The sequence below is a fragment of the Aeromonas sp. INTO2 genome (assembly GCF_049860605.1).
Lineage (GTDB): Bacteria > Pseudomonadota > Gammaproteobacteria > Enterobacterales > Aeromonadaceae > Aeromonas > Aeromonas caviae.
The window spans coordinates 2,108,819-2,131,195 of the sequence record NZ_CP187588.1; the positions used below are offsets into that span (position 1 = coordinate 2,108,819).

General features: G+C 63.7%; 18 protein-coding genes and 1 other RNA gene. 8 read left to right on the forward strand and 11 right to left on the reverse strand.

What is annotated here, in order from left to right:
• Window positions 1–140 precede the first annotated feature (140 nt).
• Together ACPW74_RS10035 and ACPW74_RS10040 are read left to right on the forward strand one after the other, a co-directional pair.
• On the forward strand, window positions 141–1,058 hold the full coding sequence (locus ACPW74_RS10035; RefSeq protein WP_425859080.1) for a LysR family transcriptional regulator: 918 nt from the start codon (window positions 141–143) through the stop codon (window positions 1,056–1,058).
• A 101-nt stretch (window positions 1,059–1,159) separates the two neighbouring features.
• Complete coding sequence (locus ACPW74_RS10040) at window positions 1,160–2,734, forward strand: sensor domain-containing diguanylate cyclase (protein ID WP_139701062.1); 1,575 nt, start codon at window positions 1,160–1,162, stop codon at window positions 2,732–2,734.
• Window positions 2,735–2,816: 82 nt separating this feature from the next.
• Here the strand turns inward: ACPW74_RS10040 and ACPW74_RS10045 are convergent, their stop codons facing one another.
• Both ACPW74_RS10045 and fdhD read right to left on the reverse strand, forming a co-directional pair.
• Window positions 2,817–5,114, reverse strand: a complete 2,298-nt coding sequence (locus ACPW74_RS10045) for an FdhF/YdeP family oxidoreductase (protein WP_425859083.1) — start codon at window positions 5,112–5,114, stop codon at window positions 2,817–2,819.
• Entirely contained in the window at window positions 5,098–5,883 is a 786-nt protein-coding gene (gene fdhD / locus ACPW74_RS10050; protein WP_113070321.1) for a formate dehydrogenase accessory sulfurtransferase FdhD, read from the reverse strand. The genes ACPW74_RS10045 and fdhD overlap by 17 nt, the downstream gene beginning before the upstream one ends.
• A 161-nt stretch (window positions 5,884–6,044) precedes the next feature.
• Here fdhD and ACPW74_RS10055 point away from each other — a divergent pair, with 161 nt between their 5' ends.
• Window positions 6,045–6,923 carry a LysR family transcriptional regulator gene (locus tag ACPW74_RS10055; protein WP_010674609.1) on the forward strand — a complete coding sequence of 293 codons (879 nt, stop codon included), beginning with the start codon at window positions 6,045–6,047 and terminating at the stop codon, window positions 6,921–6,923.
• A 62-nt stretch (window positions 6,924–6,985) separates the two neighbouring features.
• Here ACPW74_RS10055 and ACPW74_RS10060 read toward each other — a convergent pair whose 3' ends face one another.
• Entirely contained in the window at window positions 6,986–7,837 is an 852-nt protein-coding gene (locus ACPW74_RS10060; RefSeq protein ID WP_041211380.1) for a type 1 glutamine amidotransferase domain-containing protein, read from the reverse strand.
• Between the two features lie 117 nt (window positions 7,838–7,954).
• Between ACPW74_RS10060 and ACPW74_RS10065 the strand changes: the two genes are divergently transcribed.
• The 5 genes from ACPW74_RS10065 (at window position 7,955) to yjfF (ending at window position 13,778) form a co-directional block, all read left to right on the forward strand.
• Window positions 7,955–8,920 carry a LysR family transcriptional regulator gene (locus tag ACPW74_RS10065; protein WP_197975637.1) on the forward strand — a complete coding sequence of 322 codons (966 nt, stop codon included), beginning with the start codon at window positions 7,955–7,957 and terminating at the stop codon, window positions 8,918–8,920.
• A gap of 283 nt (window positions 8,921–9,203) precedes the next feature.
• Complete coding sequence (ytfQ, locus tag ACPW74_RS10070) at window positions 9,204–10,163, forward strand: galactofuranose ABC transporter, galactofuranose-binding protein YtfQ (protein WP_010674607.1); 960 nt, start codon at window positions 9,204–9,206, stop codon at window positions 10,161–10,163.
• Window positions 10,164–10,248: 85 nt separating this feature from the next.
• Window positions 10,249–11,757 (forward strand): galactofuranose ABC transporter, ATP-binding protein YtfR, encoded by a 1,509-nt coding sequence (ytfR, locus tag ACPW74_RS10075; RefSeq protein ID WP_010674606.1) that lies wholly within the window; start codon window positions 10,249–10,251, stop codon window positions 11,755–11,757.
• 1 nt (window position 11,758) lies between these two features.
• A complete protein-coding gene (ytfT, locus tag ACPW74_RS10080) occupies window positions 11,759–12,778 on the forward strand; it encodes a galactofuranose ABC transporter, ATP-binding protein YtfT (RefSeq protein ID WP_408755495.1) in 1,020 nt (339 codons plus the stop codon).
• The gene (gene yjfF / locus ACPW74_RS10085; protein ID WP_010674604.1) at window positions 12,771–13,778 is read left to right on the forward strand and encodes a galactofuranose ABC transporter, permease protein YjfF; all 1,008 of its coding nucleotides are present in this window, start codon (window positions 12,771–12,773) and stop codon (window positions 13,776–13,778) included. The genes ytfT and yjfF overlap by 8 nt, the downstream gene beginning before the upstream one ends.
• 182 nt (window positions 13,779–13,960) lie before the next feature.
• Here the strand turns inward: yjfF and ACPW74_RS10090 are convergent, their stop codons facing one another.
• The 8 genes from ACPW74_RS10090 to ACPW74_RS10125 form a co-directional block, all read right to left on the reverse strand.
• Entirely contained in the window at window positions 13,961–14,980 is a 1,020-nt protein-coding gene (locus tag ACPW74_RS10090; protein WP_232097984.1) for an MBL fold metallo-hydrolase, read from the reverse strand.
• 647 nt (window positions 14,981–15,627) lie between these two features.
• Window positions 15,628–15,724: signal recognition particle sRNA small type (ffs, locus tag ACPW74_RS10095), an RNA gene on the reverse strand.
• 102 nt (window positions 15,725–15,826) lie between these two features.
• On the reverse strand, window positions 15,827–16,615 hold the full coding sequence (locus ACPW74_RS10100) for a sulfite exporter TauE/SafE family protein (RefSeq protein WP_408754831.1): 789 nt from the start codon (window positions 16,613–16,615) through the stop codon (window positions 15,827–15,829).
• A 92-nt stretch (window positions 16,616–16,707) separates the two neighbouring features.
• Window positions 16,708–18,144: an arginine-ornithine antiporter gene (arcD, locus tag ACPW74_RS10105; protein ID WP_010674600.1), complete on the reverse strand. Its 1,437-nt coding sequence runs from the start codon at window positions 18,142–18,144 to the stop codon at window positions 16,708–16,710.
• A 364-nt stretch (window positions 18,145–18,508) separates the two neighbouring features.
• On the reverse strand, window positions 18,509–19,270 hold the full coding sequence (locus ACPW74_RS10110) for an SDR family oxidoreductase (RefSeq protein ID WP_010674599.1): 762 nt from the start codon (window positions 19,268–19,270) through the stop codon (window positions 18,509–18,511).
• Window positions 19,271–19,341: 71 nt separating this feature from the next.
• Window positions 19,342–20,262, reverse strand: a complete 921-nt coding sequence (mmsB, locus tag ACPW74_RS10115) for a 3-hydroxyisobutyrate dehydrogenase (protein ID WP_104452897.1) — start codon at window positions 20,260–20,262, stop codon at window positions 19,342–19,344.
• A gap of 27 nt (window positions 20,263–20,289) precedes the next feature.
• On the reverse strand, window positions 20,290–21,390 hold the full coding sequence (locus ACPW74_RS10120) for an enoyl-CoA hydratase/isomerase family protein (RefSeq protein ID WP_029314467.1): 1,101 nt from the start codon (window positions 21,388–21,390) through the stop codon (window positions 20,290–20,292).
• A 78-nt stretch (window positions 21,391–21,468) separates the two neighbouring features.
• A complete protein-coding gene (locus ACPW74_RS10125) occupies window positions 21,469–22,260 on the reverse strand; it encodes an enoyl-CoA hydratase (protein ID WP_010674596.1) in 792 nt (263 codons plus the stop codon).
• Window positions 22,261–22,377 lie beyond the last annotated feature (117 nt).

Here is a 22,377-nt window from a genome sequence, read left to right on the forward strand (position 1 = left end):
ATGGCGGGGGCCATCCCGTGATACGTCGACCCCGTACAGGGGCCCGAAATGAGTTGGCACCAGCATCCAACACTTCTAGAATTCCGTCCAATGACAAATATAGCCACCTATCATTCCTATCTGGAATCAAGCGAGGCACCATGGAGTTGAGAGACCTGAAAGCCTTCGTCACCCTGGGGGAGGTATTGCACTTTGGTCAGGCGGCGGCGCGCCAGCACGTCACCCAGTCTGCCCTGAGCAAGCAGATCCGCCGGCTGGAGGCGGACCTTGGTGGCGAGCTGTTCGAGCGCAACGCCGGCAGCACCCGGCTGACGGTGCTCGGGCGCGCCCTCTACGCCGACGCCTGCACCCTGGTGGCCCAGAGCGAGCAGCTCGCCCGCAGCGCCCGCGACGTGCTGGCGGGCCACGCGGGTACCCTGCGCATCGGCTTCGGGGTCGCCACCAAGCTGCTGGTGCCCGCCGCCATCGCCCGTTTTCGGGCCAGCCGCCCCGGGGTCGCCATCGAGCTCAACGATCTCTCCACCCATCACCAGTTGCTGGCGCTGGCGGAGGGGCGGCTGGATCTCGGCTTCTGCCGCCTGCCCGCCCCCAAGGGCTGGCCGGTGCTGCCCGTGGTGCGCGCCCATTTCGTCGCCGTGCTGCCCTCAGGCTATCAGGGGGTGGCAGGGCTCGCCGATCTGCAGGAGAAGCCGCTCGCCATCCTGCGCCGGGACAAGGCCCCCTCTTTTTACGATCAGTTCATCCATTACCTCGCCCAGAGCGGCCTGCGCTTTCAGGACATCCAGTACGTGAACGACTTCGCCGCCGGCATCGCCACCGCGGCGGCCGGCATCGCCTGGACCCTGGTCCCCTCCTCCACCACCATTGAGCATCCCGATGTGCTGACCCTGCCCCTCGGGGAGGCCGACGCGAGCTGGATCATCGGGCTCATTCGCCCGCCGGGCAACGACAATCCCCTCGTCGCCCCCTTCTGGCAGACGGTGGCGGAGCTGGCGGATCCCGCCCTCACCGGCCTCATGACGACCGGGGACGGGGCTCCCACCTGGGACACCCCATGAAAGGGAACCATTCGAGAATCACATTAACGATGGCATTGGGCGGACACCCCCCTTAAAATTGCCGCACTGCCCCGACGCCACGACAAGGATCCGTTTCGTTCATGCACTCTCACTGGCTGCTGAGGTTTGATCTGCATCGCCTCATCCTTGCGCTGGCCGTCATCGGCGTGCTGGCAACCTTTGGCAACAGCTTTTACGCCATCTATCAGGCACAAAGACAACTGCTCATCGACAGCACCCTGGAAGCAAACCGGGTCTATGCCACCAAGCTCGCCGCCTCCACCGAGACCATGCTGCGCTCGGCCCAGGGACAGCTGGCCTATGGCGCGGCCCGGCTCGCCCCCTTGCTACAGGGCAACGACCTCCATGGACTCGAGGAGGTGGCAGGCCAGTTGCGCCAGCAGACCAACACCTTCAACTCGGTGGCCATCGTGAACACCGATTCCGTCATCGTCGCCGTCTCTCCCGAGGCGTTGCATGTGAAAGGGGTCAAGCTCACCTCGGCCAATGCGAGCCGGACCCTGGCCAGCCAGCAGCCCCTCATCGCGGATCCCCTGGTCTCCCTCACTGGCAACTACCTCATCAGCCTCTCCCACCCCATCTTCTCGGCAGACAAGCGCTACCTCGGCTATGTCGCCGGCACCATCTATCTGGAGTCCGCCAGCGTGCTCTCCAGCCTGCTGGGGCAGCACTACTACCAGGATGGTTCTTATCTTTATGTGGTGGACCGCCAGCGCACCCTCATCTACCACCCGAACCCGGAACGCATCGGCCAGAGGATTGGCAAGAACCGGGTGGTGGATGCGGTGCTCAAGGGGCAGGATGGCGCCCAGAGCGTGCTCAACTCCCGGGGCAGCGAGATGCTGGCAGGCTTTGCCCCGGTGGCGGACGCAGGCTGGGGGATAGTGGCCCAGCGCCCCCGCAGCGCCACCCTGGCCGGTCTGGATGAACAGATGCTGGAGATCCTCAAGGGGATGATCCCGGTCACCCTCTTCATTCTCTTCGTCATCTGGCTCTCGGCCACCATCATCGCCAGACCCCTGCGTCAACTGGCCAACCGGGCCGGACTCATGGATCAGCAGGGGGCCGCCACCAGCATCTCGGGGATCCGCGCCTGGTATTTCGAAGCGGCCCAGTTGAAGCAGGCCATCCTCAAGGGTCTGGGGCTGCTCAATACCAAGATCGACAAACTGCACACCGACAGCCACACCGACCCCATGACGGGCCTGTTTAACCGCCGGGCCATGCAGCAGATGCTGGACGAGTACGAGGCCGAACGTCAGCCCCTGACGGTGATTGCCCTGGACATCGATCACTTCAAGGCCATCAACGACCGCTTCGGTCACGACGTGGGGGATGCCGTCATCGTCTCCCTCGCCACCCTGATGCAGCAGGATCTGCGTTCCGATGCCGCCTTGTGTCGAAGCGGCGGCGAGGAGTTCCTGCTGCTGCTGCCCGGGGTCTCCCTTGCACAGGCGCAGAAGATCGCCGAGCGCCTGCGTACCCGGGTGGCGAGCCACGACATGGAGGTAGCTGGCCACATCACCATCTCCCTCGGCGTCGCCCACTGGGGGGCGGATGCCACCAGCATCGCCGCCGTGCTCAAGGAGGCGGACAAGGCGCTCTATGATGCCAAGAGCCAGGGCCGAAACTGCGTGGTGGTGGCCCTGGGTTGATCGGCCCAGGCTTTGCCGGACACCGTTCGGCCATAAAAAACCCCTGCCATGGCAGGGGTCGGACGGTATCCATGTCAGGGGATCAGAGCGTGACGGCCAGGTTCTCGACCGAGGCGGCGCTCGGGGTCACCAGTACGGGCACCGATTTGGAGGTGGGGGTGAAAGAGCCCTCCCCTATGCTCTCGATGGCCACCAGGGGGTTGGTCTCCGGGTAGTAGGCGGCGATGTTGCCTTTCGGGATCTCGTAGAAGATGACGCTAAAGCCCCGTACCACCCGCTCGCGCCCGTCGTTGCACACCGCACTCATGTCCACCCGCTGCTCCTCGGCGAGCCCCAGCCTCCTGGCATCCTCCTCGTTCATGAAGACCACGTTGCGTCGCCCCTTGATGCCGCGATAGCGATCATCCATGCCATAGATGGTGGTGTTGTACTGATCGTGGGAGCGCAGGCTCTGAAGCAGCAGCACGGGCTGGTCCACCATCTGCTCCGCGTGGCTGGTGCACTCGGGCAGAATGGAGTCCGGCAAACGGCTCGCCCTGAATTCGGCGCGCCCGCTCGCGGTGTTCCAGCGCAGCAGGGCGGCGCTGTTCTCCAGATGGAAGCCGCAGGGCTCCTCGATGCGGCGGTTGAAGTCGCCAAAGCCCGCGATGGTCTCCTCGATGAGATCCCGCAGCAACCCGTAGTCATCCCGCAGCGCCAGCCAGTCCACCCGCTCGCTGCGGAGCGTTGCCTCGGCCATGCGGGCCACGATGTCTATCTCGGAGAGACAGAGCGGCGAGACCGGCTCGTTCATCCCGGTGGAGGCGTGCACCATGCTGAAGGTGTCCTCCACGGTGATCTTCTGCACCCCGGTGCGCTGCTGATCGAGCTCGGTACGGCCCAGGCAGGGCAGGATAAGAGCATCTTTTGACACCATGAGGTGGCTGCGGTTGAGCTTGGTGCTGATCTGCACGTTGAGCTCGCTCCTTCGCATCGCTTCATAGGTGAACTCGGTATCCGGCGCGGCGGCTGCCAGGTTGCCCCCAAGGCAGATGAGCACCTTGCTCTTGCCGCCATGAAGGGCTTTGAGGGCCTCGTAAACGTTGTGCCCCGGCGTGCGCTTGAAGCCCACCGGGAAGCGGCGCTCCAGGCGATCGAGGAAAGCGGCATTGGGTTTCTCGTTGATCCCCATGGTGCGGTTGCCCTGCACGTTGCTGTGACCGCGCACCGGACAGAGTCCGGCCCCCGGCTTGCCAATCTGGCCGCACATCAGGTGCAGGTTGACGATTTCGCGAATGGTGTCGACCGAATGTTTGTGCTGGGTGATCCCCATGGCCCAGCAGCTGATCACGCTCTCGCTGCTTGCGAAGATCTGCGCCGCCCGGGTGATCGCCTCCCGACCGAGGCCGGATTGCGCCTCGATCTGCGTCCACTCCGTGGCCTTCACCTGAGCCAGGTAGTCGTCAAAGTGCGCGGTGTGCTGCTCGATGAAGGCAAGATCGATGCGCCCCCCCTCCTCTTCCAGGATGTATTTCGCCATGCCGCGAATGGCCGCCATGTCACCGCCAAGTTTTGGCGTGAGGTACTGGTGGCTGATGGTGGTGGCCGCCGGGGTCAGTAGCTCCGCCGGGCTCTGGGGGCTCGCGAAGCGCTCGAGGGCCACCTCTTTGAGGTTGTTGAAGGTGACGATCTGGCACCCCTGGCGCGCCGCCTTGCGCAGGGCGTTCATCATGCGCGGGTGGTTGGTGCCCGGGTTCTGGCCAAAGACGAAGATGGCTTTGGCGGCGTCGAAATCATCGAGCACCACGGTGCCCTTGCCCACCCCGACGGACTGGATAAGCCCCACCCCGCTCGCCTCGTGGCACATGTTGGAGCAGTCGGGGAAGTTGTTGGTGCCATAGAGGCGGCCAAACAGCTGATAGAGGTAGGAGGCTTCGTTGCTGGCGCGTCCCGAGGTGTAGAACTCCACCTCGTCGGGGCTGGCCAGGCTCTTGAGTTTGTCGGCGATGAGGGCAAACGCCTGATCCCAGCTCACCGGCTCGTAGTGATCGGTGGCCGGGTTGTAGCGCAGGGGCTCGGTCAGTCGCCCCTGATATTCGAGCCAGTAGTCGCTCTGGGTGGCGATACGGCGCACCGAATGCTCGGCGAAGAAATCGGCACCCACCGTCTTGCCGGTGGATTCCCAGGCCACCGCCTTGGCGCCGTTCTCGCAAAACTGGAAGGCCCCCTGCTTGTTGTCACCCCAGGCGCAGCCGGGACAGTCAAAGCCGTCGGTCTGGTTGACCCGCAGCAGGTTCTTGATGTTCTGGCGGGTCTTCTGGCTCTGCAGCACCTGCTTGAAGGTGGACTGCAGGGAGGAAAAGCCGCCGGCCTTGGCCGGTTTCTCAATATGACTGGACATGGGAATCTCCAACGTGATCCTGGGCGCGGGGGCTGGCATAGCAGACCGGGGCATCGGATCGGGGCACATGGATCAGGGTCAGGTTGTACTTCAGGGCCAGTCGCACCGCGAGCTGGCTGGGGGAAGCAAGGCTGATGAGGTGAGCGGCGCCAAATTGCACCGCCTTGTGAATGAGTTCGCTGCCGCAACGACTGGTGATGACCAGCGTATCGGCCTGCAACGGCTGGCGCAGCTGCATGCCGATGAGCTTGTCCAGGGCGTTGTGCCGCCCTATGTCCTCCCGGCAGGCCAGGATCTCGCCGCGATCATCCAGCGCCAGGGCGGCATGAAGGGCGCCGCTCTGGCGGGCCTTGCTCTGCCAGGGGACGATGCGCTCCCGCAGGTCCTGCAAAGAGGCGGTGTCGAAGGGGGCGCCCGGGGTCAGCGGGGTGAGCACGGGCAACGCATGTTCGATGGCCTCCACCCCGCAGATGCCACAGCCGCTGGCACCGGCCAGGCGGCGCTTGCGCTGGCCAAGCACAGCCAGACAGCGGTTGGCGATGGTGACATCGAGCACGATGCCGTGCTCGGACGGGGTGCTCTGGATATCGTGTACATCGTGGTTGCCCCCGATGATCCCCTCGCCAAACAGAAAACCGATGGCGAAATCGTCGAGATCGTCCGGGGTGGCCATCATGACGGCATGGTTGATGCCGTTGATGTTGACGGACACGGCCACCTCCTCCACCAGCTCATCCAGACTGGGCAACCGTGAATTGAAAGGGATCATGCGAGACGCTTATAAGCTGTATTCGGGCCTCAAGTTTAGATAAGCCGCCGCGCCAAAACCAATGAAACAAATCTATTCACCAATAGATAACTTCTATTGCTATCGGGATGTCGATTGATTAAATTTGTCGCTCATTGCCTTTGCCTGCTGCCATTACCACGATGAATATCAAGCAGTTGCACTATTTCTACGAGCTGGCCCAGCACCGTCACTTCGCCAAGGCGGCCAAGGCTTGCTTCATCACCCAGCCGACCCTGTCAGCCAGCATCACCGCCCTGGAGAAGTCACTTGGCACCGAACTGGTGGTGCGCAACAGCCAGTTCGTGGCCCTGACCCAGGCGGGGGAAGTGGTGCTGCACCACGCCGAGCGGATGCTGCAGGAGCAGGATGCCATGCGCCAAGAGCTCAGCCTCTTTCGGGGCGGGCTGTCGGGGGCGCTACGCATCGGCGTCGTGCCCCAGTCGAGCATCGACATCATGCCGCTGCTTAAGGGGTTCAACGACGCCTACCCCAAGGTGGGCCTGCACCTCTGCGTGATGACCCATGCCACCCTGATGGAGCAGCTGGATCTGCATCGCATCGACATCGGGCTCGGCTTTGACGAGTTGCTCACCGAGCATCAGCGCAGGGCCCTCGACGTCCAGCTTCGCCACCCCAACCCCATGGCCCTGCTGGGCCCCCTGCCTGCCCACTGCGCCCCGACCGGGCCGCTGACCCTGGCGGACCTGCAAGATCTCCCCCTGATCCTGCCAAGCACCACCATGCAGTTTCGCCGCTACCTGGACGAGGCCGCCGCCCGCCAGCAGATCAGCCTGCGGGTGGTGCTGGAGACAGACTCCCTGTTCCACCTGGTCAACGGGGTGAGCCACGGCCTGGGCTGCGCCGTGGTCAGCGCCGGCATCGCCGCCACCGCCCAGCAGCTCTTCAAACTGCCCTGCCACCACCTGAGCGATGCAAGCGCAGGCACCATCGCCTTCATCACCCGAAAACACAGTGTCACCCCCGCCATGAAGGCGTTTCTCGCCAAGGCAGGGGCATGAAAAAGGCAGCCCATGGGGGCTGCCTGCACTGATCAAGGGGGGAACTTGCGCCTCTCCTGGCGTCAGTCTGCCCCTTGCTGTTTGTCCAGCGCCGCGATGAAGGCGCTCGCCAGGGCGTGGTCGGAGAAGGGATTCTGGCCTGTGATGAGCTCGCGATCGATCACAACGCCAGGCTGCCAGGGTGCCACGAACTGCATGCTGCCGCCGGCCTGGGCCATGGCCTTCGCCGGGTAGTAGCGCAGCTTGTCACCCCCAAGGGAGCCTTCAAACACCGCCTCTTCCTTGTCGGAGAAGATGGTCATCCTGTAACCGTCGTAGATCCACTCTCTGGCGCCGTCTGCCTTGCCTGCAATGACCGACTGCTCGAACCCGGCCGGATCCGCCTGCGCCGCCAGCAGCGCGATGGGGCCATGGCAGATGGCGGCCGTGGGTTTGTGGTTGTCATGGAAGTGGCGAAGCAGGGTCCCCACCTCGGGATCCTTGGCAAGATCGATGAGGGGTGCGTGGCCGCCGGGAATGAAGAGGCCGGCATAGCGCTCGGGACCGGATGCCAGCACCTCCCTCAGGGAGAGCACCTTGCCGGCGCCAAGCAGCCCCTCCACGACGGCGCCGATGCGCACCATCTCCTGCGGGTTGCCACCAAAGTACTGGGGATCGACGGAGTGTTTGTCGACAACGGGCCGGTTCCCTCTCGGGGTCACCGGGGTCAGGGTATAACCGGCCTCCAGCAGGGCGGCGGCAGGCACCCCCAGTTCATTCTGGTAGAAGCCGGTGGTCAGGCTCTTGCCCCCTTGCAGCGGCAGTTCGGTCTCGCTCGAGAGCAGCACCAGGATCTCGCCTTTCGGGGAGGCGCTGGCCGCAGCGGAGGTCGCCAGCAGCAGTGAGGCCAGCACGGCCTTGAGGGTGTTCTTCATCGTGATCTTCCTTTTGATGGCAGTGATCGATCGGGCGGCCACCGGGCCGCCCTCGATGAGCAATTTACTGATTACACACGGACGAATAAACTCACACCATTGAACTTGATTATTTACATGGATGAACATATGTCCCGTGCCTTCGACCCCGTCCAGCTCGGCACCATAGAGCTCTTTTGCAAGGCAGCCGAACTTGGTAGCTTTACCGCCACGGCTCAGGTACTGGGGGTAACGCCCGCCTCGGTGAGCCGCTCCATCCAGCGTCTCGAGGCCAGGCTCGGCGTCAAACTCTTCCATCGCACCACCCGCAGCGTGCGCCTCACCCATGACGGGGAGCTCTATCGGGAACAGTGCCAGCAGGCGCTCGAGCAGATCGCCGAGGCCGAGCGGGCCATCACCGGCCGCCAGCGCCACCCCAGAGGAGTGCTGCGCATCAGCGTGGGCACCGTCTATGCCCACCACCGTCTGGTGCCCCTGCTGCCAGGCTTCATGGCGGCCTATCCCGAGGTCGAGCTGGAGCTCAATGTCTCCAACAGGAACATCGACTTCGTGGAGGATGGTTACGATCTGGCCATCCGGCTGGGGGAGCCGCGCGATGGGCGGATCATCGCCCGCAAGCTGGAGGATGCCAGCCTCGGGGTCTTCTGCACCCCCGATTATGCCGCCCGCCGCCCCGCGCCAACCTCCCTGGAGATGCTGTCGCAACATGATCTGATCCAGTTCATCACCCCGAGCACGGGTCGCCCCTTCCCCTGGCAGTTCGTGAACGAGCAGGGGGACCCTGTCGACCTTCATGTCCAGAGCAGACAGCGGGTGCTTGACGATGTGCTGGCGGGCCTGGGCTGGGCGGTGGCTGGGGGCGGTCTGTTCCAGATCTACCATTTCGTGGCAGCCGAGGCGCTGTTGCAAGGCAAGCTGATCGAGGTGATGACCCCCTTTGCGGGGCGATCCCGCCCCTTCTACGCCCTCTATCCACAGCACCGTCACCTCTCGGCCCGGGTCCGGGCCTTCGTGGATTATCTGCTGGCAGCGGTGCACCCAGAGGGGTCGCCTGTGCCAGGGGAATATCCCCCTCTTCGTTGACGAGGGCCCCTCATCTGCGTGCCTGCGCCCCCGATACCGGGGGCAAAAAGCAGGTGGCACTCTGGACACAATGGTTGCCTAATTAAATAAATATGCATAAAAATCAATACAGGCAGGGCTCGATATATGAACTCTTCTGCTGTTTGTATGAAGCATCGTGCTGCTAAAAATTTTCTGTGAGCCACCTCCCGCCGTTTAATTCAAGAGCCTATAACCTTGACCCGTACAATAAAAACCTGACGTGTTCCGGTTTATTTCACCATGCATCACAAAGGAGTGTCATATGTATAAAAAAGTGAAACTGGCGAGCATTATCAGCACCCTTATTCTCTCGGCCACTGCATATTCTGCAGAGATGACCGTGGGCTTCTCGCAAATTGGTTCTGAATCCGGGTGGCGAGCTGCAGAAACATCGGTCGCCAAGAGCGAAGCCCAAAAACGCGGCATCATCCTGAAAATTGCCGATGCCCAGCAGAAACAGGAGAACCAGATCAAGGCCATTCGCTCCTTTATTGCCCAGGGGGTGGATGCCATCTTTATTGCCCCCGTGGTACAGACTGGTTGGGAGCCAGTATTGCAGGAGGCGAAAGAGGCCGAGATCCCGGTCTTCCTGCTGGATCGCAATATCACGGTAAAAGATGACGGTCTCTTCATGACCGGGGTCGCCGCCGACAGCGTCCACGAAGGGGAAGTGGCAGCCCAGTGGCTCATCAAGCAGCAGGATGGCAAACCGTGCAACGTGGTGGAATTGCAGGGCACGGTGGGTGCCAGCGTGGCGCTGGATCGCAAGAAGGGCTTCCTCGACACCGTCTCGGCCGTGCCCACCATCAAGATCATCCGCACGCAGTCCGGCGACTTCACCCGCAGCAAGGGCAAGGAGGTGATGGAGAGCTTCATCAAGGCGGAAAATAGCGGCAAGAATATTTGCGCCGTCTACGCCCATAACGATGACATGGCCATCGGCGCCATCCAGGCCATTAAAGAGGCCGGGCTGAAACCGGGCAAGGATATCAAGATCATCTCCATCGATGGCGTGCCGGATATTTTCAAGGCGATGATCGCAGGCGAAGCCAATGCCTCGGTGGAGCTCACGCCGAATATGGCGGGACCGGCCTTCGATGCCCTGCTGGCCTATAAGAAAGATGGCACCCTGCCCCCCAAACATATCAAGACGGAGTCCAAACTGTTTGAGCCCGGGAGTGCCGAGGCGCAGCTCGAGCTGAAAAAAGACATGGGTTATTAATCCCGCTCCCCCGCCAGACTGTCACATAGCGCGCCATATAAGTGATTGAACTTGTATGGCGCGCTATATCGGAGAGCCAATGTTCATGTCAGAGAACACTCACGATGTCGTATTGAATGCCCGCGGAATATGCAAGGCGTTTCCCGGAGTACGAGCCCTGCATCAGGTGGACTTCTCCCTGCGCCGGGGAGAGATCATGGCGCTGCTCGGCGAGAACGGGGCCGGCAAGTCCACGTTGATCAAGACCCTCACCGGTGTCTATCAGCGAGACGCTGGCCGTATCGAACTCGATGGCGTCCCCATCTCCCCGACGGACACCGCCCATGCCCAGCGTCTGGGGATAGGCACCGTCTATCAGGAGGTCAACCTGCTGCCGAACATGTCGGTGGCGGACAACCTCTTCATCGGCCACGAGCCACGCCGTTTCGGCTTCATCGACCGGGGCGCCATGACCCGGCAGGCCAGCGCCATCATGGCCAGCCACGGCTTCGAGATGGATGTCACCCTGCCCCTCGACCACTACTCGGTCGCCATGCAGCAGATCGTGGCCATCGCCCGGGCGGTGTCACTCTCCGCCAGGATCCTGATCCTGGACGAGCCCACCGCGAGCCTGGATGCCAGCGAAGTCCAGATGCTCTTCTCCCTGATGACGCGCCTGCGGGATCAGGGGGTGAGCCTCATCTTCATCACCCATTTTCTCGATCAGGTCTACGCCATCAGCGATCGCATCACAGTGCTGCGCAACGGCGAGCTGGTCGGCACCCGCGACACCCAGGCACTGCCACAACTGGAGCTGGTCAAGATGATGCTGGGACGCGAGCTGGACGACAATGCCCTCAAGCGGGCGGGCAAAACACTGCGCAGCAACCAGCCCATGGTGTCGTTCAGGGACTATGGCAAGCGGGGAGTCATCACCCCTTTCAGTCTCGACGTCATGCCCGGGGAGATAGTGGGCCTCGCCGGCCTGCTCGGGTCCGGTCGTACCGAGACCGCCGAGCTGATGTTCGGCATAGTCCCGAGCGATAGCGGCGAGTGCCGGGTGCGGGACAAGCCGGTGACCATCCGCTCTGCACGCCAGGCGGCCGCCAACGGCTTTGGTTTCTGCCCGGAGGATCGCAAGAGCGCCGGCATCATCGCCTCGGCCTCGGTGCGGGAGAACATGGTGCTGGCCCTGCAAGCCCAGCGGGGCTGGTTGCATCCCCTGTCTCGCAAGGAGCAGGACGAGATCACCGCCCGCCTCATCGAGCAGTTGGCCATCAAGACCCCGGGACCAGAGCAGCCCATCCAGTTTCTCTCCGGGGGCAACCAGCAAAAGGTGCTGCTCGCCCGCTGGCTGCTCACCAAACCCCAGTTCCTGATCCTGGACGAGCCTACCCGGGGCATCGACGTGGGGGCCCACGCCGAGATCATCCGCCTCATCGAATCCCTCTGCGCCAACGGGCTGGCCCTGCTGGTCATCTCCTCCGAGCTCGAGGAGCTGGTGGGCTATGCCGATCGGGTGATCGTCCTTCGTGACAGAAAACAGGTGGCAGAGCTTGCGACGGACGCCCTGAGCGTCCCTGCCATCATGAACGCCATTGCATGTGAGGCCTGATATGACGTCATCCATTCTCCCCCTCGCCAAGGGGTCGCCCGCCCGCAGGGAGTGGCCCACGGGCTCGGCCCAGTGCGCCGCCCTGGTGTGCGTGCTGCTCATCAATGCCCTGGTCGCCGACAACTTCTTCGCCATCCACATCCAGGATGGGCGGCTGTTTGGCAGCCTCATCGACATCCTCAACCGCTGTGCCCCGGTGGCCCTGCTCTCCCTCGGCATGACGCTGGTGATCGCCACCGGCGGCATCGACCTGTCGGTGGGAGCCGTCATGGCCATCAGCGGGGCCACCATGGCCAGCCTGGCCACCGGCGGTCACAGCCTGCCGGTCATCTTCGCCGCTGTCATCGGGGTGGGCCTTCTGTGCGGCCTGTGGAACGGCCTGCTGGTGGCGGTGTTCAAGATCCAGCCCATCGTCGCCACCCTGATCCTCATGGTGGCGGGCCGGGGCATCGCCCAGCTCATCACCGAGGGGCAGATCATCACCTTCAACAACGACGCACTCGCCTGGATCGGCAGCGGCTCCCTCTTCTATCTGCCCACCCCGGTCATCATCACCCTGGGCATGGCGCTGCTGCTCTGGCTGCTGACCAAGCGCACCGCCCTCGGCCTCTTCATCGAAGCGGTGGGGATCAACATCAAGGCCGCCAAGAACGCCGGGCTCAACACCCCCATGGTGGTGATCGCCACCTACCTGCTGAGCGGCATGATGGCCGCCGTCGCCGGCATGATAGTCGCCGCCGACATCCGGGGTGCCGATGCCAACAACGCCGGACTCTGGCTCGAGATGGACGCCATTCTGGCGGTGGTGATAGGGGGCACCTCCCTGATGGGGGGGCGCTTCAACCTCGCCCTCTCCCTGATCGGCATACTGATCATCCAGGGGGTGAACACCGGGATCCTGCTCTCCGGCTACCAGCCCCAGTGGAACCAGATCGTCAAGGCCCTGGTGGTGCTGGCGGTGCTGGTCATGCAGTCACCGGCCCTCAACCACCTCTTCCAGCGAGGGACTCGCCATGTTTAAACGCAACCTCCCCCTGATGGTGACCATCATGGTCTTCGTGCTGGGCTATCTGCTCTGCCTGGCCTCCTTCCCAGCCTTCATGTCCACCCGCATCATCTGCAACATCCTGACGGACAACGCGTTTCTGGGAATAGTGGCGGTGGGCATGACCTTCGTCATCCTCTCGGGGGGCATCGATCTGTCGGTGGGGGCCGTCATCGCCTTCACCGGCGTGCTGCTGGCAACCCTCATCGGGAAGCTGGGCGTCAGCCCCGTGCTGGCCATCCCTCTGGTGCTGGTGCTCGGGGCAGGCTTTGGCGCCCTCATGGGCTGGCTGATCGACACCCTGAAGATCCCCGCCTTCATCATCACCCTGGCGGGCATGTTCTTCCTGCGGGGGGCCAGTTTTCTCATCTCCGAGCAGTCCCTGCCCATCGATCACCCCACCTTCACCTACCTGTCGAGCCTGTCGTGGAAGATACCGGGGGGCGGTCGCCTGAGCCTGCTGGCCCTCATCATGCTGGCGGTGGTGGTCTTCGGCATCCTGCTCGCCAACCGCACCCGCTTTGGCAACAACGTTTACGCCATCGGCGGCAACGCCACCTCGGCAGCCCTGATGGGGATCTCGGTGCGCCACACCACCATTCGCATCTACCTGCTCTCCACCACCCTGGCGACCCTGGCAGGCATCGTGTTCGCGCTCTATACCTCGGCGGGCTACCCGCTCGCCGCCGTCGGGGTCGAGCTCGATGCCATCGCCGCCGTTGTCATCGGCGGCACCCTGCTGAGCGGCGGGGTGGGCACCGTCTTCGGCTCCCTGTTCGGGGTGCTGATCCAGGGGTTGATCCAGACCTACATCAACTTCGACGGCACCCTCAGCTCCTGGTGGACCAAGATCATCATCGGCCTGCTGCTGTTCAGCTTCATCGCCCTGCAGCGCCTGCTGATCCTGGTTTCGGAACACCGCAAGGCCAACAAGCCAGGTCCCTTCAAGCGCCAGGTTGCCGCCCAGCCCGAGTGAGGTATCAGCAAGACTCTGGTGGCAGAAGATAACGCGGCAAGGCGCTCCCGTGCGCCCTCCCCGCCTGGCCGTCGCGGGTCCGGCGCAGAGGATGGGGAGGCAGCGGGGGCGCTCACAGGGCCCGGCCCCAACCTCCCGCACGCCCCTTTGAGGGGTGACACCGTCTTTGGAAGGCACTCAGGTCAATCGCGCCACCAGGGGCTACCCTCATGGGGGCTCAGCACCTCCAGAGGCTCCCCCATGACAGGCGTGGTCAGGGGGATCTGTTGCTCGGCAGCCAGTCGGGCAATCTGCTCAAGCGGGTCGTTCCAGCGGTGCATGGCCAGATCGAAGGTGCCGTTGTGCACCGGATAGAGCCATTTCCCCCCGAGATCGTGAAACGCCTGCGCCGTCTGCGCCGGGAGCATGTGCACCAGCTCCCAGCGCTTGTCGTAGGCCCCGGTCTCGAGGAAGGTCACGTCGAACGGACCGTAGCGCCTGCCAATCTCCTTGAAACCGTCGAAGTAGCCGCTGTCACCGCTGAAGAAGAGGTTGACCCCCTCGCCGCGAATGACCCAGGAGGCCCAGAGGGTCTGGTTGCCGTCCCCGAGGCCACGGCCGGAGAAATGCTGGGCCGGGGTCGCTACCAGGGTGACACCGCCCACCCGGGTCTGCTGCCACCAGTCCAGTTCGCGGATCTTCTCCTTCGCAATCCCCCAGGCCATGAGGCGCGCCCCCACCCCGAGGGGCGTGATGAAGTGGTCGACCTTCTCCTGCAGCGCCAGTATGGCCCCGTGATCGAGATGGTCGTAGTGATCGTGGGAGAGGATCACCCCCTCGATGGGGGGCAGCGCCTCCAGGGTGATGGGCGGTTGATGCCAGCGCTTGGGGCCGAACCACTGCACCGGCGAGGCCCGCTCGCTGAACACGGGATCCGTCAGCCAGAACGTGCCCTGCAACTTCAGCAGCAGAGTGGAGTGGCCGAGGCGCCACACGCTGTTGTCCGGCGCCGCGATGAGCCCCTCCCGGGTCATGACCTGTACCGGAATGGCGCGATCCGGCACCGTGCCCTCAGGCTTGGCGAACAGAAAGTCCCACCAGAGCCTGGCCCCTTCCCACAGACTTCGCGCCTGGGGTGTCACGGCATTGTTGAACCGGCCCCCATGATATTGCGAGGAGTCCGGGTGTTCGGGCAGGCCCGGTTTGAGTAGAGATGCGATCATGCCAATCATCAGGGCTCCTTTGAGCAACCACAGAAAACGGCGCCCCTCAGGGGCGCGAAAAGAGGCTGACGGGGTCTGCATTCATGCCACGCCTGTCAGCCTGGTCTCTGGTGAGTCGAGAGCAGCCCCTGCACGGGGCCTCACCATCCATAAAACAGAACGGGAGAGTCGCACGGTATGAAACCGGTTCCCGGCGTCTCCAGTAACGGCAAGATAGCCTGCCCGGGCTCCCGCCACCAGAGGGGTTCGCGTTGCCGCGTGGCCCCGGCATGGTGTCGCATCAAGCGCATGGCCTCACCTGCTCTGCCGGCGCCAACAAAAGGAGGCGTCAGATGGCGTACTGCAAGAGCTTGCAGTGCTGAAAGTCAGAAGATGGCTGGGCCATAGAGGCCACGGGAGGTGACTGAGGGAAAGCATGATCTCAAGGGGACAGTGCTGAAGATCAAGAGGAAGTTTGAGCCAGGCGCGGTCTGAAGCCTGATGAACGCCCATAGGGCACAGGCTCACCTTGCGGTAGAGCAAATTGCATGTGAAGAGAGCTGAAAATGCACTTTGAAGACTCCTGATTCATCCACATGAAGTGGATTACCAAGAGGTCTGAAGGGGGTATTAGCTGTAACTTGTTGAATGGCAGAAACAGGTGGTGGCCCTACCAGCCACATCCCGGCACTCGAGTCCCCCGCCTTGGCTGCTACCTTCCGGTCCTGACCAGGTCGACGGGTTATCAATGCGAGAGGACCAATAGGACCACCGGCGAGGAGAATAGGCAAACTGGCCCCTCAATGCAATGGCTTTCTACCGCATCGCGAGCCGTTCGCCTTATTTTTCAACAATCTGGCCAAGGGTTCAGCTAAAGAGCATGAATTTGGCACCCACCAGCAACATGAGCAGGGCAAAGGCCTGCTTGAGCCGCCGGGGTGACATACTGTGTGCCAGTCTGGCGCCCAGACGGGCAAACTGGGTGCTGGTGAGCACGATGCCAAGCAGGGCCGGCAGATAGATGAATCCGACGCTCCACTCGGGCAGATCGGCGTCTCCCCAACCGGCATAGAGGTAGCTGAGGCTGCCTGCCAGGGCGATGGGCATGCTGCAGGCGGCGGAGGCGGCCACGGCGTTGCGCATGGGCACCGAGTTCCAGGTGAGGTAAGGCACGGTCAGCGAGCCGCCACCGATGCCGAACAAGGCCGACATCCAGCCGATGAGGGTGCCGGCGATCCCGGTACCAAGGGGGCCCGGCATGTGTCGCTCCGCTTTTGGCCTCAAATTGAGCCCCATCTGCAGGGCCATGGTCCAGGCGAAGCAGCCGATGATGATGTTGAGGGTGCTGGCGCTCAGCAGATTGGCGGTCATGCCGCCGAGCCAGGCACCGACCAGCATGCCGGCGCCCAGGCGCCGAATCATCCCCCAGTCCACCGCTCCTGCCTCCTGGTGCGCACGCAGGGAGCTGAAACCGGTGAAGATCATGGTGGGCAGCGAGGTGCCGAGGGCCAGATGGGTGATGATCTCCGGCGCCACGCCCTGTGCGTGAAAACTCAGGACCAGCACGGGGACGATGATGAGGCCGCCGCCGATACCGAACAGCCCGGCCAGCATGCCCGCGAAGGCCCCCAACACCAGATAGCCCACAAACAGCATAAACATTCCTTCAATAACGAAACAGCGGTCAACTTGACCGCCATTGCCCATAAAAAAAGAGATGGCATCTTGCCATCCCTTTATTGTGCCGATTAATGCAGGGGAATGGTACCGTCCATCACCTTGTAGAACGCCAGCACGGCGCAACCGAGCAGGGCTGCCGTCATCCCCTGCTCCAGCCGGTTGAGGCTGCGCAGGCCGTGGTGCTGGCGCGCCTTCCAGTAGATGAAGATCCCCGGGCTGTAGAGCAGCGCCACCAGCAAGAGGTACTCCACCCCGGCGGCATAGACCAGCCAGCAGCCATAGACGGTGGCCACCAGGGCCAACAGCAGGTCGCGCTTGCGCTGATGGGGCTGGCCCGCGTAGGTCTCCCCTTTCAACGCCAGCTTGAGGCCGTAAGCACCGGAGAAGACATAGGGCACCAGGGCCGCCGAGGTGGCGATGTTCACCAACGCCAGATAGGTGCTGTTCTGGAAGTAGATGATGATGAGGAAGATCTGCACCAGGCAGGTGGAGCACCAGAGCGACACCTTGGGGGAGCCGTTCTTGTTCTCCTTGGCGAACCAGGCCGGGAAGACCCCGGTCTTGCCCGCGATGTAGGGCACTTCCGCCGCCAGCACGGTCCAGCTCAGCAGGGCCCCCATCACCGAGATCACCAGGCCGATGTTGATGAGCCAGGCGCCCCAGGGGCCGACCACGGCTTCCAGGATCATGGCGGTGGAGGGGTTCTTGAGGGCCGCCAGTTGCGGCTGGTTCATGACCCCCAGGGAGAACAGGGTCACCATGACGTAGAGCGCCAGGGCCCCCAGCAGCGCCAGCACGGTGGCGCGGCCCACGTCCTTGCGATGGCGGGCACGGGCGGAGACCACCACGGCCCCCTCGATGCCGATGAAGACCCAGAGGGTCACCTTCATGGTGGACTTCACCTGATCCATCACGGAGCCGAGCTCGGGACTCCCCTGCCCCCAGAGATCCAGGGTGAAGGTCTCCATGTTGAAAGCGAGCAGGATGGCCACGCAGAAGACGATGAGGGGCACCATCTTGGCGATGGTGGTGACGATGTTCACCAGCGCCGCCACCTGGATGCCGCGCAGAACCAGGGCATGCACCGACCAGATGAGCAGGGAAGCGAGCGTGATGGCGACCGGGGTGTTGCCGTCACCGAAGATGACATTGTCCGGCGTGTCGAAGAAGTAGCTCAGCGCACTGAACACCACGATGGCGTAGGAGACGTTGGCCAGCAGCTGGCACAGCCAGTAACCCCAGGCGGCGTTGAAGCCGACGAAATCCCCGAACCCCGCCTTGGCGTAGCTGAAGATGCCGCCATCGAGATCCGGTCGACGCATGGAGAGATTCTGGTAGACCAGGGCGAGGCAGATCATGCCGATCCCCGTGATGGCCCATCCCAGGGCGACTGCCCCGGCACTGGCGTGCGCTGCGATGTTTTGCGGCAGACTGAAAACCCCGGCACCGACCATGGAGCCGATCACCAGCGAAATGAGGGCACCCAGCCCCAGTTTCTTGTCCATCTCAAACCTGTTTTATTAGGCGGCGGCTGAGCATCCGTATTCATACAGCGCGCGACATGGGAGGGGCTAGAAATCCGTACCCCGTGAAAAAGGCGGCAACTATATTGCATGACTATTCCGGCCGCAATCCCTCTTGCCGTCAATCATGAGCCGCCTTGACCGCGCGCAATTTTACAGCACTGACCCGGGGTGCCTGTGAGCTGGTTCAAATTAAGAAAGACCCGTTGATATTTCACGACTTTTCATGATGTCGCACCGCTTTTCAAAAGCCGGACCTGCATGGCTATGCACCCTTGCACTGGGGCCTTTCCCCTGCAAAAACGCCCCTGCAGGAGGGGCGTCAGAGAGGGTATATGCAGGGGGACTAGAGCCTCAAGCCGCCGTCCAGCTCGATCATCCGCCCGGACAGATAGTCGTTGGCAAGGATGAACTGCACCGTCTGGGCCAGCTGCGCCGCCTGCCCCAGGGTGCCCACCGGGATGGCCTGTTGCATGCGGGCCATGGCTTCGGGCTTCATCGCCGCCGTCATGTCGGTGGCAAAGACGCCGGGGGCGATGCCCATCACCCGGATGCCGTGACGGGCCAGCTCCTTCCCCCAGGTGACCACCAGAGAGGCCACCCCCGCCTTGCTGGCGGCATAGTTGCTCTGGCCCATGTTGCCGGCCCGGGCGATGGAGGAGATGTTGATGATGACGCCCCCCTCCCCGCCGGTGGCCATCAGCGCCGCCCCCTCGCGCCCGCACAGGAAAGTGCCGGTGAGATTGACGTCGATGACGCTCTGCCACTGGGCCAGGCTCATCTTCTCCGTCAGTGCCCCCTCCTTCACCTTGATCAGCATGCCGTCGCGCAGGATGCCGGCACAGTTGACGAGGCCGTGCAGCGCACCGAACTGATCCTTGATGGCGGCGAAGGTCGCCTCGACCTCTGGCTCGCTTGCCACGTTGCAGACGAACAGGGCGCAGCGGCCGTCACGGCTGCGCACTTCTGCCTCGGTCACCTCCAGATCGGTGCGGTTGACATCGATGAGCGCAAGCACGGCCCCCTGCTCCGCCAGACTCAGAGCGATGGCGCGGCCCAGCCCCCTACCCGCCCCCGTGATGGCGATGACTTTCCGTGTGATATCCATAAATGCTCCTGGTGAGATGGCCGGTGACTGTCGAGTCAAAGACTATCGGGTAAATAGGTAGATAGCGGCCCTTAACCCGGCGCTGTCTTGTCCCGATAGAGCTCGAGGATGCTGGAAAAATCCTTGTTCTCCTGGCCCAGGCTCGCGTGCAGGTTGAAGAGGTTGCGGGCCAGGGCCCCCATGGGCACGGCGCTGTGGGCATGTTCCGCCAACGCCATGGCGAGCCCCAAATCCTTGACCATCAGCCGGGTCATAAAGCCCCCTGCATACCCACGGGACGCCGGCACGTTCTCCATCACACCGGGCCAGGGGTTGTAGCGCTCCAGGCTCCAGTTGTTGCCCGAACTCTTGCCCATGATGGTGGAGAGCACGACGGGATCCAGCCCCTCCTTGACCCCGAGCGCCAGCGCCTCGGCGGTGCCCGCCATGTGGATGGCGAGCAGCATGTTGTTGCACATCTTGGCGATCTGGCCGGCGCCAAGCGCCCCGGCGTGAAACAGGTTCTGCCCCATGCAGGCGAGCACGGGTCTGGCCGCTTCATAATCCGCTTGTTCGCCGCCGACGATGAAAGTGAGCGTGCCCGCCGCCGCACCGGCCACCCCTCCCGAGACGGGGGCATCGAGAAAACGGATGCCGCTCGCCTTCGCCGCCGCCCCCACCTGACGGGCCGAGGCCACGTCTATGGTGGAGCAGTCGATGACCAAGGTGCCGGGCGACAGGGCCGCCAGCAGATCCTGGCCACCCCGCTCACCGACACTCTCCCCCAGCCAGAGGCTGCGCACGTGCTCCCCCGCTGGCAGCATGCTGATGACCAGCTCGCAGCCGCTCACCGCTTCCCGGGCATTCCCGGCGGCAATGCAGCCAGCCTCGATGGCCCGGCTCAGGCTCTCGGGCACCAGATCAAACACCTGCATCCTGTGCCCCGCCCTGGCCAGGTTGGCGGCCATGGGGCCCCCCATGTTGCCAAGCCCGATAAACCCAATCCTTGTCATGGTGTGCTCCTTGTGTGTGATCCCGCGTCAGCGGAGGCGCAAGGGGTTGTCCCCCTCGGGCCAGCGATAGAAGGCATCCAGCCAGGCCTCGCCCGCCTGCGGGGCCTGCCAGCGAGGGGATTTGTCCTTGTCGATGAGCAGAGCCCGCACCCCTTCCACGAAGTCCCCTCTGAGCACGCAATTGACCGAGAGGGTCAGCTCGTCGGCAAACACCTCGGCCAGGGACTGGCGCCGTGCCTGCCAGAACTGGCGCCAGAGGATGGCGCGGCTGATGGGGCTGCCGCGAAGGCAGGTCTCCCGCCCCTGAGTCAGCGCCGGTTCGTCCAGCTCGGCGCCCTCGAGGCGTGCCAGCACCCCTTGCAGAGAGCGGCCAGCCAACAGCGCATCGATGCGGGCCTGGTGGGGCAGCAGTACGGGAGGGGGCAATGCCTGACCAGGGACCTCCTGCAAATCGGTGAGCAGCACCTCGATCTGCTCGCAGGGGTCGCCTGCGGACCAGTCGAGGGCGGCGAGGCGCGCCGGCAGCTCCACCCGCTCGCGGCTCCCCATGGCGTGATCCGCGAGCCCCAGGCCGATGGCGTCCGCCCCGTTGAAGCGGGCACCGGTGAGGCCGAGCCAGAGTCCGAGCCGCCCCGGCATCCGGCTCAAAAACCAGCTGGCCCCCACATCCGGATAGAGGCCTATGGTCACCTCCGGCATGGCGAACAGACTCTTCTCTGTCACCACCCGAAAAGCGGCCCCGGCAAAGAGGCCGATGCCGCCCCCCATGCAGATGCCGTCCGCCACGCAGACAAGGGGCTTGCCGTAGCAGTGGATGTGATGATCGAGCCGGTACTCCTGCAGGAAGAAGTCGCGGGCATAGCCGAACAATTCAGAGTGGCTCGCCTCCTGCTTGCGGTAATAAAAGGAGCGGATGTCACCACCGGCGCAGAATGCCTTCTCGCCGGCCCCTTGCAACAACACGCAGACGATGGCCGGATCCTGCTCCCAGCGGGTCAACGCCCCCTGCAACAACTGGATCATCTCAAGGCTCAGGGCGTTGAGGGAGGCGGGGCTGTCCAGAGTCAGCATGCCGATGTGGCGGCCATCCGCCGTGGGGTGGGTCTCGATGAGCACGGGCTCACTCATGGGCAGCCCCCGTAGACCGGGTATCTGCCCCTGCGACATGGCGGGTCGCCATCAATACCTCATTCATCCTTCGCTCCCTCACTCTTTCGGTTTGGATTGGTCGTAACGCCAGCGCGGGGCCCGCTTCTCCAGGAAGGCCGCCACCCCTTCGCGCTGATTGGCATCGTCAAACAGGGCGAGAAAGAGGCTGCGCTCGAGTGGCAGCGCCGCGTCCCTGTGGGTGCTTCGCCCCTGATTGATGAGCTGTTTGCAGGCGCGCAGGGCGCTCGGGCTCTGGCGCTCCACCAGCTGGGCCATCTGCTGCGCCGCCTCCCAGGCGTGCCCCTCGGTCACCACCTCCTCCACCAGCCCCATCTCGTAGGCCAGGGTGGCGCTCACCTTCTCGCCGCAGAGGATCATCCGCTTGGCCCAGCCCGGCCCCACCAGCTCGGTGAGGCGCTGGGTGCCGCCGGCGCAGGGCAACAAACCCACCGAGGCCTCTGGCAACCCCAGCTTGGCCTGCTGCTCGGCGATGCGGATGTCGCAGGCCAGCGCAACTTCGAGCCCCCCTCCCATGGCATAGCCGTTGATGGCGGCGATGCTGACCCCGTGAAAGCGGGCCAGCGCCTCGAAGGCGTGGCCAAAGGCCTCGGCCACCTCGCGGGCATGCGCCAGGCTGCCGTCGGCGAACATCTTGAGATCGGCGCCGGCGCAGAAGAATTTCTCTCCGGCACCGCGGATCACCAGGGCTACCACGTCGGGGCGACCATCCAGCTCCACCATCATCTGCAAGAAGGCTTTCAGGCTGGCGAGCGTCCAGGTGTTGGCGGGTGGGTGATCGAGGGTGATGTAGGCCACGTGGCCGTGATATTCGAGCCTGATCCTTGTCATTGCGTTGTCCTTGTCAAAAAAACTGCCCCATGATGACAGGGTTGAATGGAGCCAACCTGCACCTGGCTCACAAAGCCTGAGGACGCGCCGACTGCGTCCTCAGGGCAGGCTACTCCC

Coding starts and splice junctions, on each gene's coding strand:
- ACPW74_RS10045 (WP_425859083.1), bottom strand. CDS start 5,114: ATGTCCAGTCATATTGAGAAACCGGCCAAGGCCGGCGGCTTTTCCTCC.
- ytfQ (WP_010674607.1), top strand. CDS start 9,204: ATGTATAAAAAAGTGAAACTGGCGAGCATTATCAGCACCCTTATTCTC.
- ACPW74_RS10125 (WP_010674596.1), bottom strand. CDS start 22,260: ATGACAAGGATCAGGCTCGAATATCACGGCCACGTGGCCTACATCACC.
- ACPW74_RS10120 (WP_029314467.1), bottom strand. CDS start 21,390: ATGAGTGAGCCCGTGCTCATCGAGACCCACCCCACGGCGGATGGCCGC.
- ACPW74_RS10100 (WP_408754831.1), bottom strand. CDS start 16,615: ATGCTGTTTGTGGGCTATCTGGTGTTGGGGGCCTTCGCGGGCATGCTG.
- arcD (WP_010674600.1), bottom strand. CDS start 18,144: ATGGACAAGAAACTGGGGCTGGGTGCCCTCATTTCGCTGGTGATCGGC.
- ACPW74_RS10110 (WP_010674599.1), bottom strand. CDS start 19,270: ATGGATATCACACGGAAAGTCATCGCCATCACGGGGGCGGGTAGGGGG.
- yjfF (WP_010674604.1), top strand. CDS start 12,771: ATGTTTAAACGCAACCTCCCCCTGATGGTGACCATCATGGTCTTCGTG.
- ytfR (WP_010674606.1), top strand. CDS start 10,249: ATGTCAGAGAACACTCACGATGTCGTATTGAATGCCCGCGGAATATGC.
- ACPW74_RS10060 (WP_041211380.1), bottom strand. CDS start 7,837: ATGAAGAACACCCTCAAGGCCGTGCTGGCCTCACTGCTGCTGGCGACC.
- ACPW74_RS10055 (WP_010674609.1), top strand. CDS start 6,045: ATGAATATCAAGCAGTTGCACTATTTCTACGAGCTGGCCCAGCACCGT.
- ACPW74_RS10040 (WP_139701062.1), top strand. CDS start 1,160: ATGCACTCTCACTGGCTGCTGAGGTTTGATCTGCATCGCCTCATCCTT.
- ACPW74_RS10090 (WP_232097984.1), bottom strand. CDS start 14,980: ATGATCGCATCTCTACTCAAACCGGGCCTGCCCGAACACCCGGACTCC.
- ytfT (WP_408755495.1), top strand. CDS start 11,759: ATGACGTCATCCATTCTCCCCCTCGCCAAGGGGTCGCCCGCCCGCAGG.
- fdhD (WP_113070321.1), bottom strand. CDS start 5,883: ATGATCCCTTTCAATTCACGGTTGCCCAGTCTGGATGAGCTGGTGGAG.
- ACPW74_RS10065 (WP_197975637.1), top strand. CDS start 7,955: ATGGATGAACATATGTCCCGTGCCTTCGACCCCGTCCAGCTCGGCACC.
- ACPW74_RS10035 (WP_425859080.1), top strand. CDS start 141: ATGGAGTTGAGAGACCTGAAAGCCTTCGTCACCCTGGGGGAGGTATTG.
- mmsB (WP_104452897.1), bottom strand. CDS start 20,262: ATGACAAGGATTGGGTTTATCGGGCTTGGCAACATGGGGGGCCCCATG.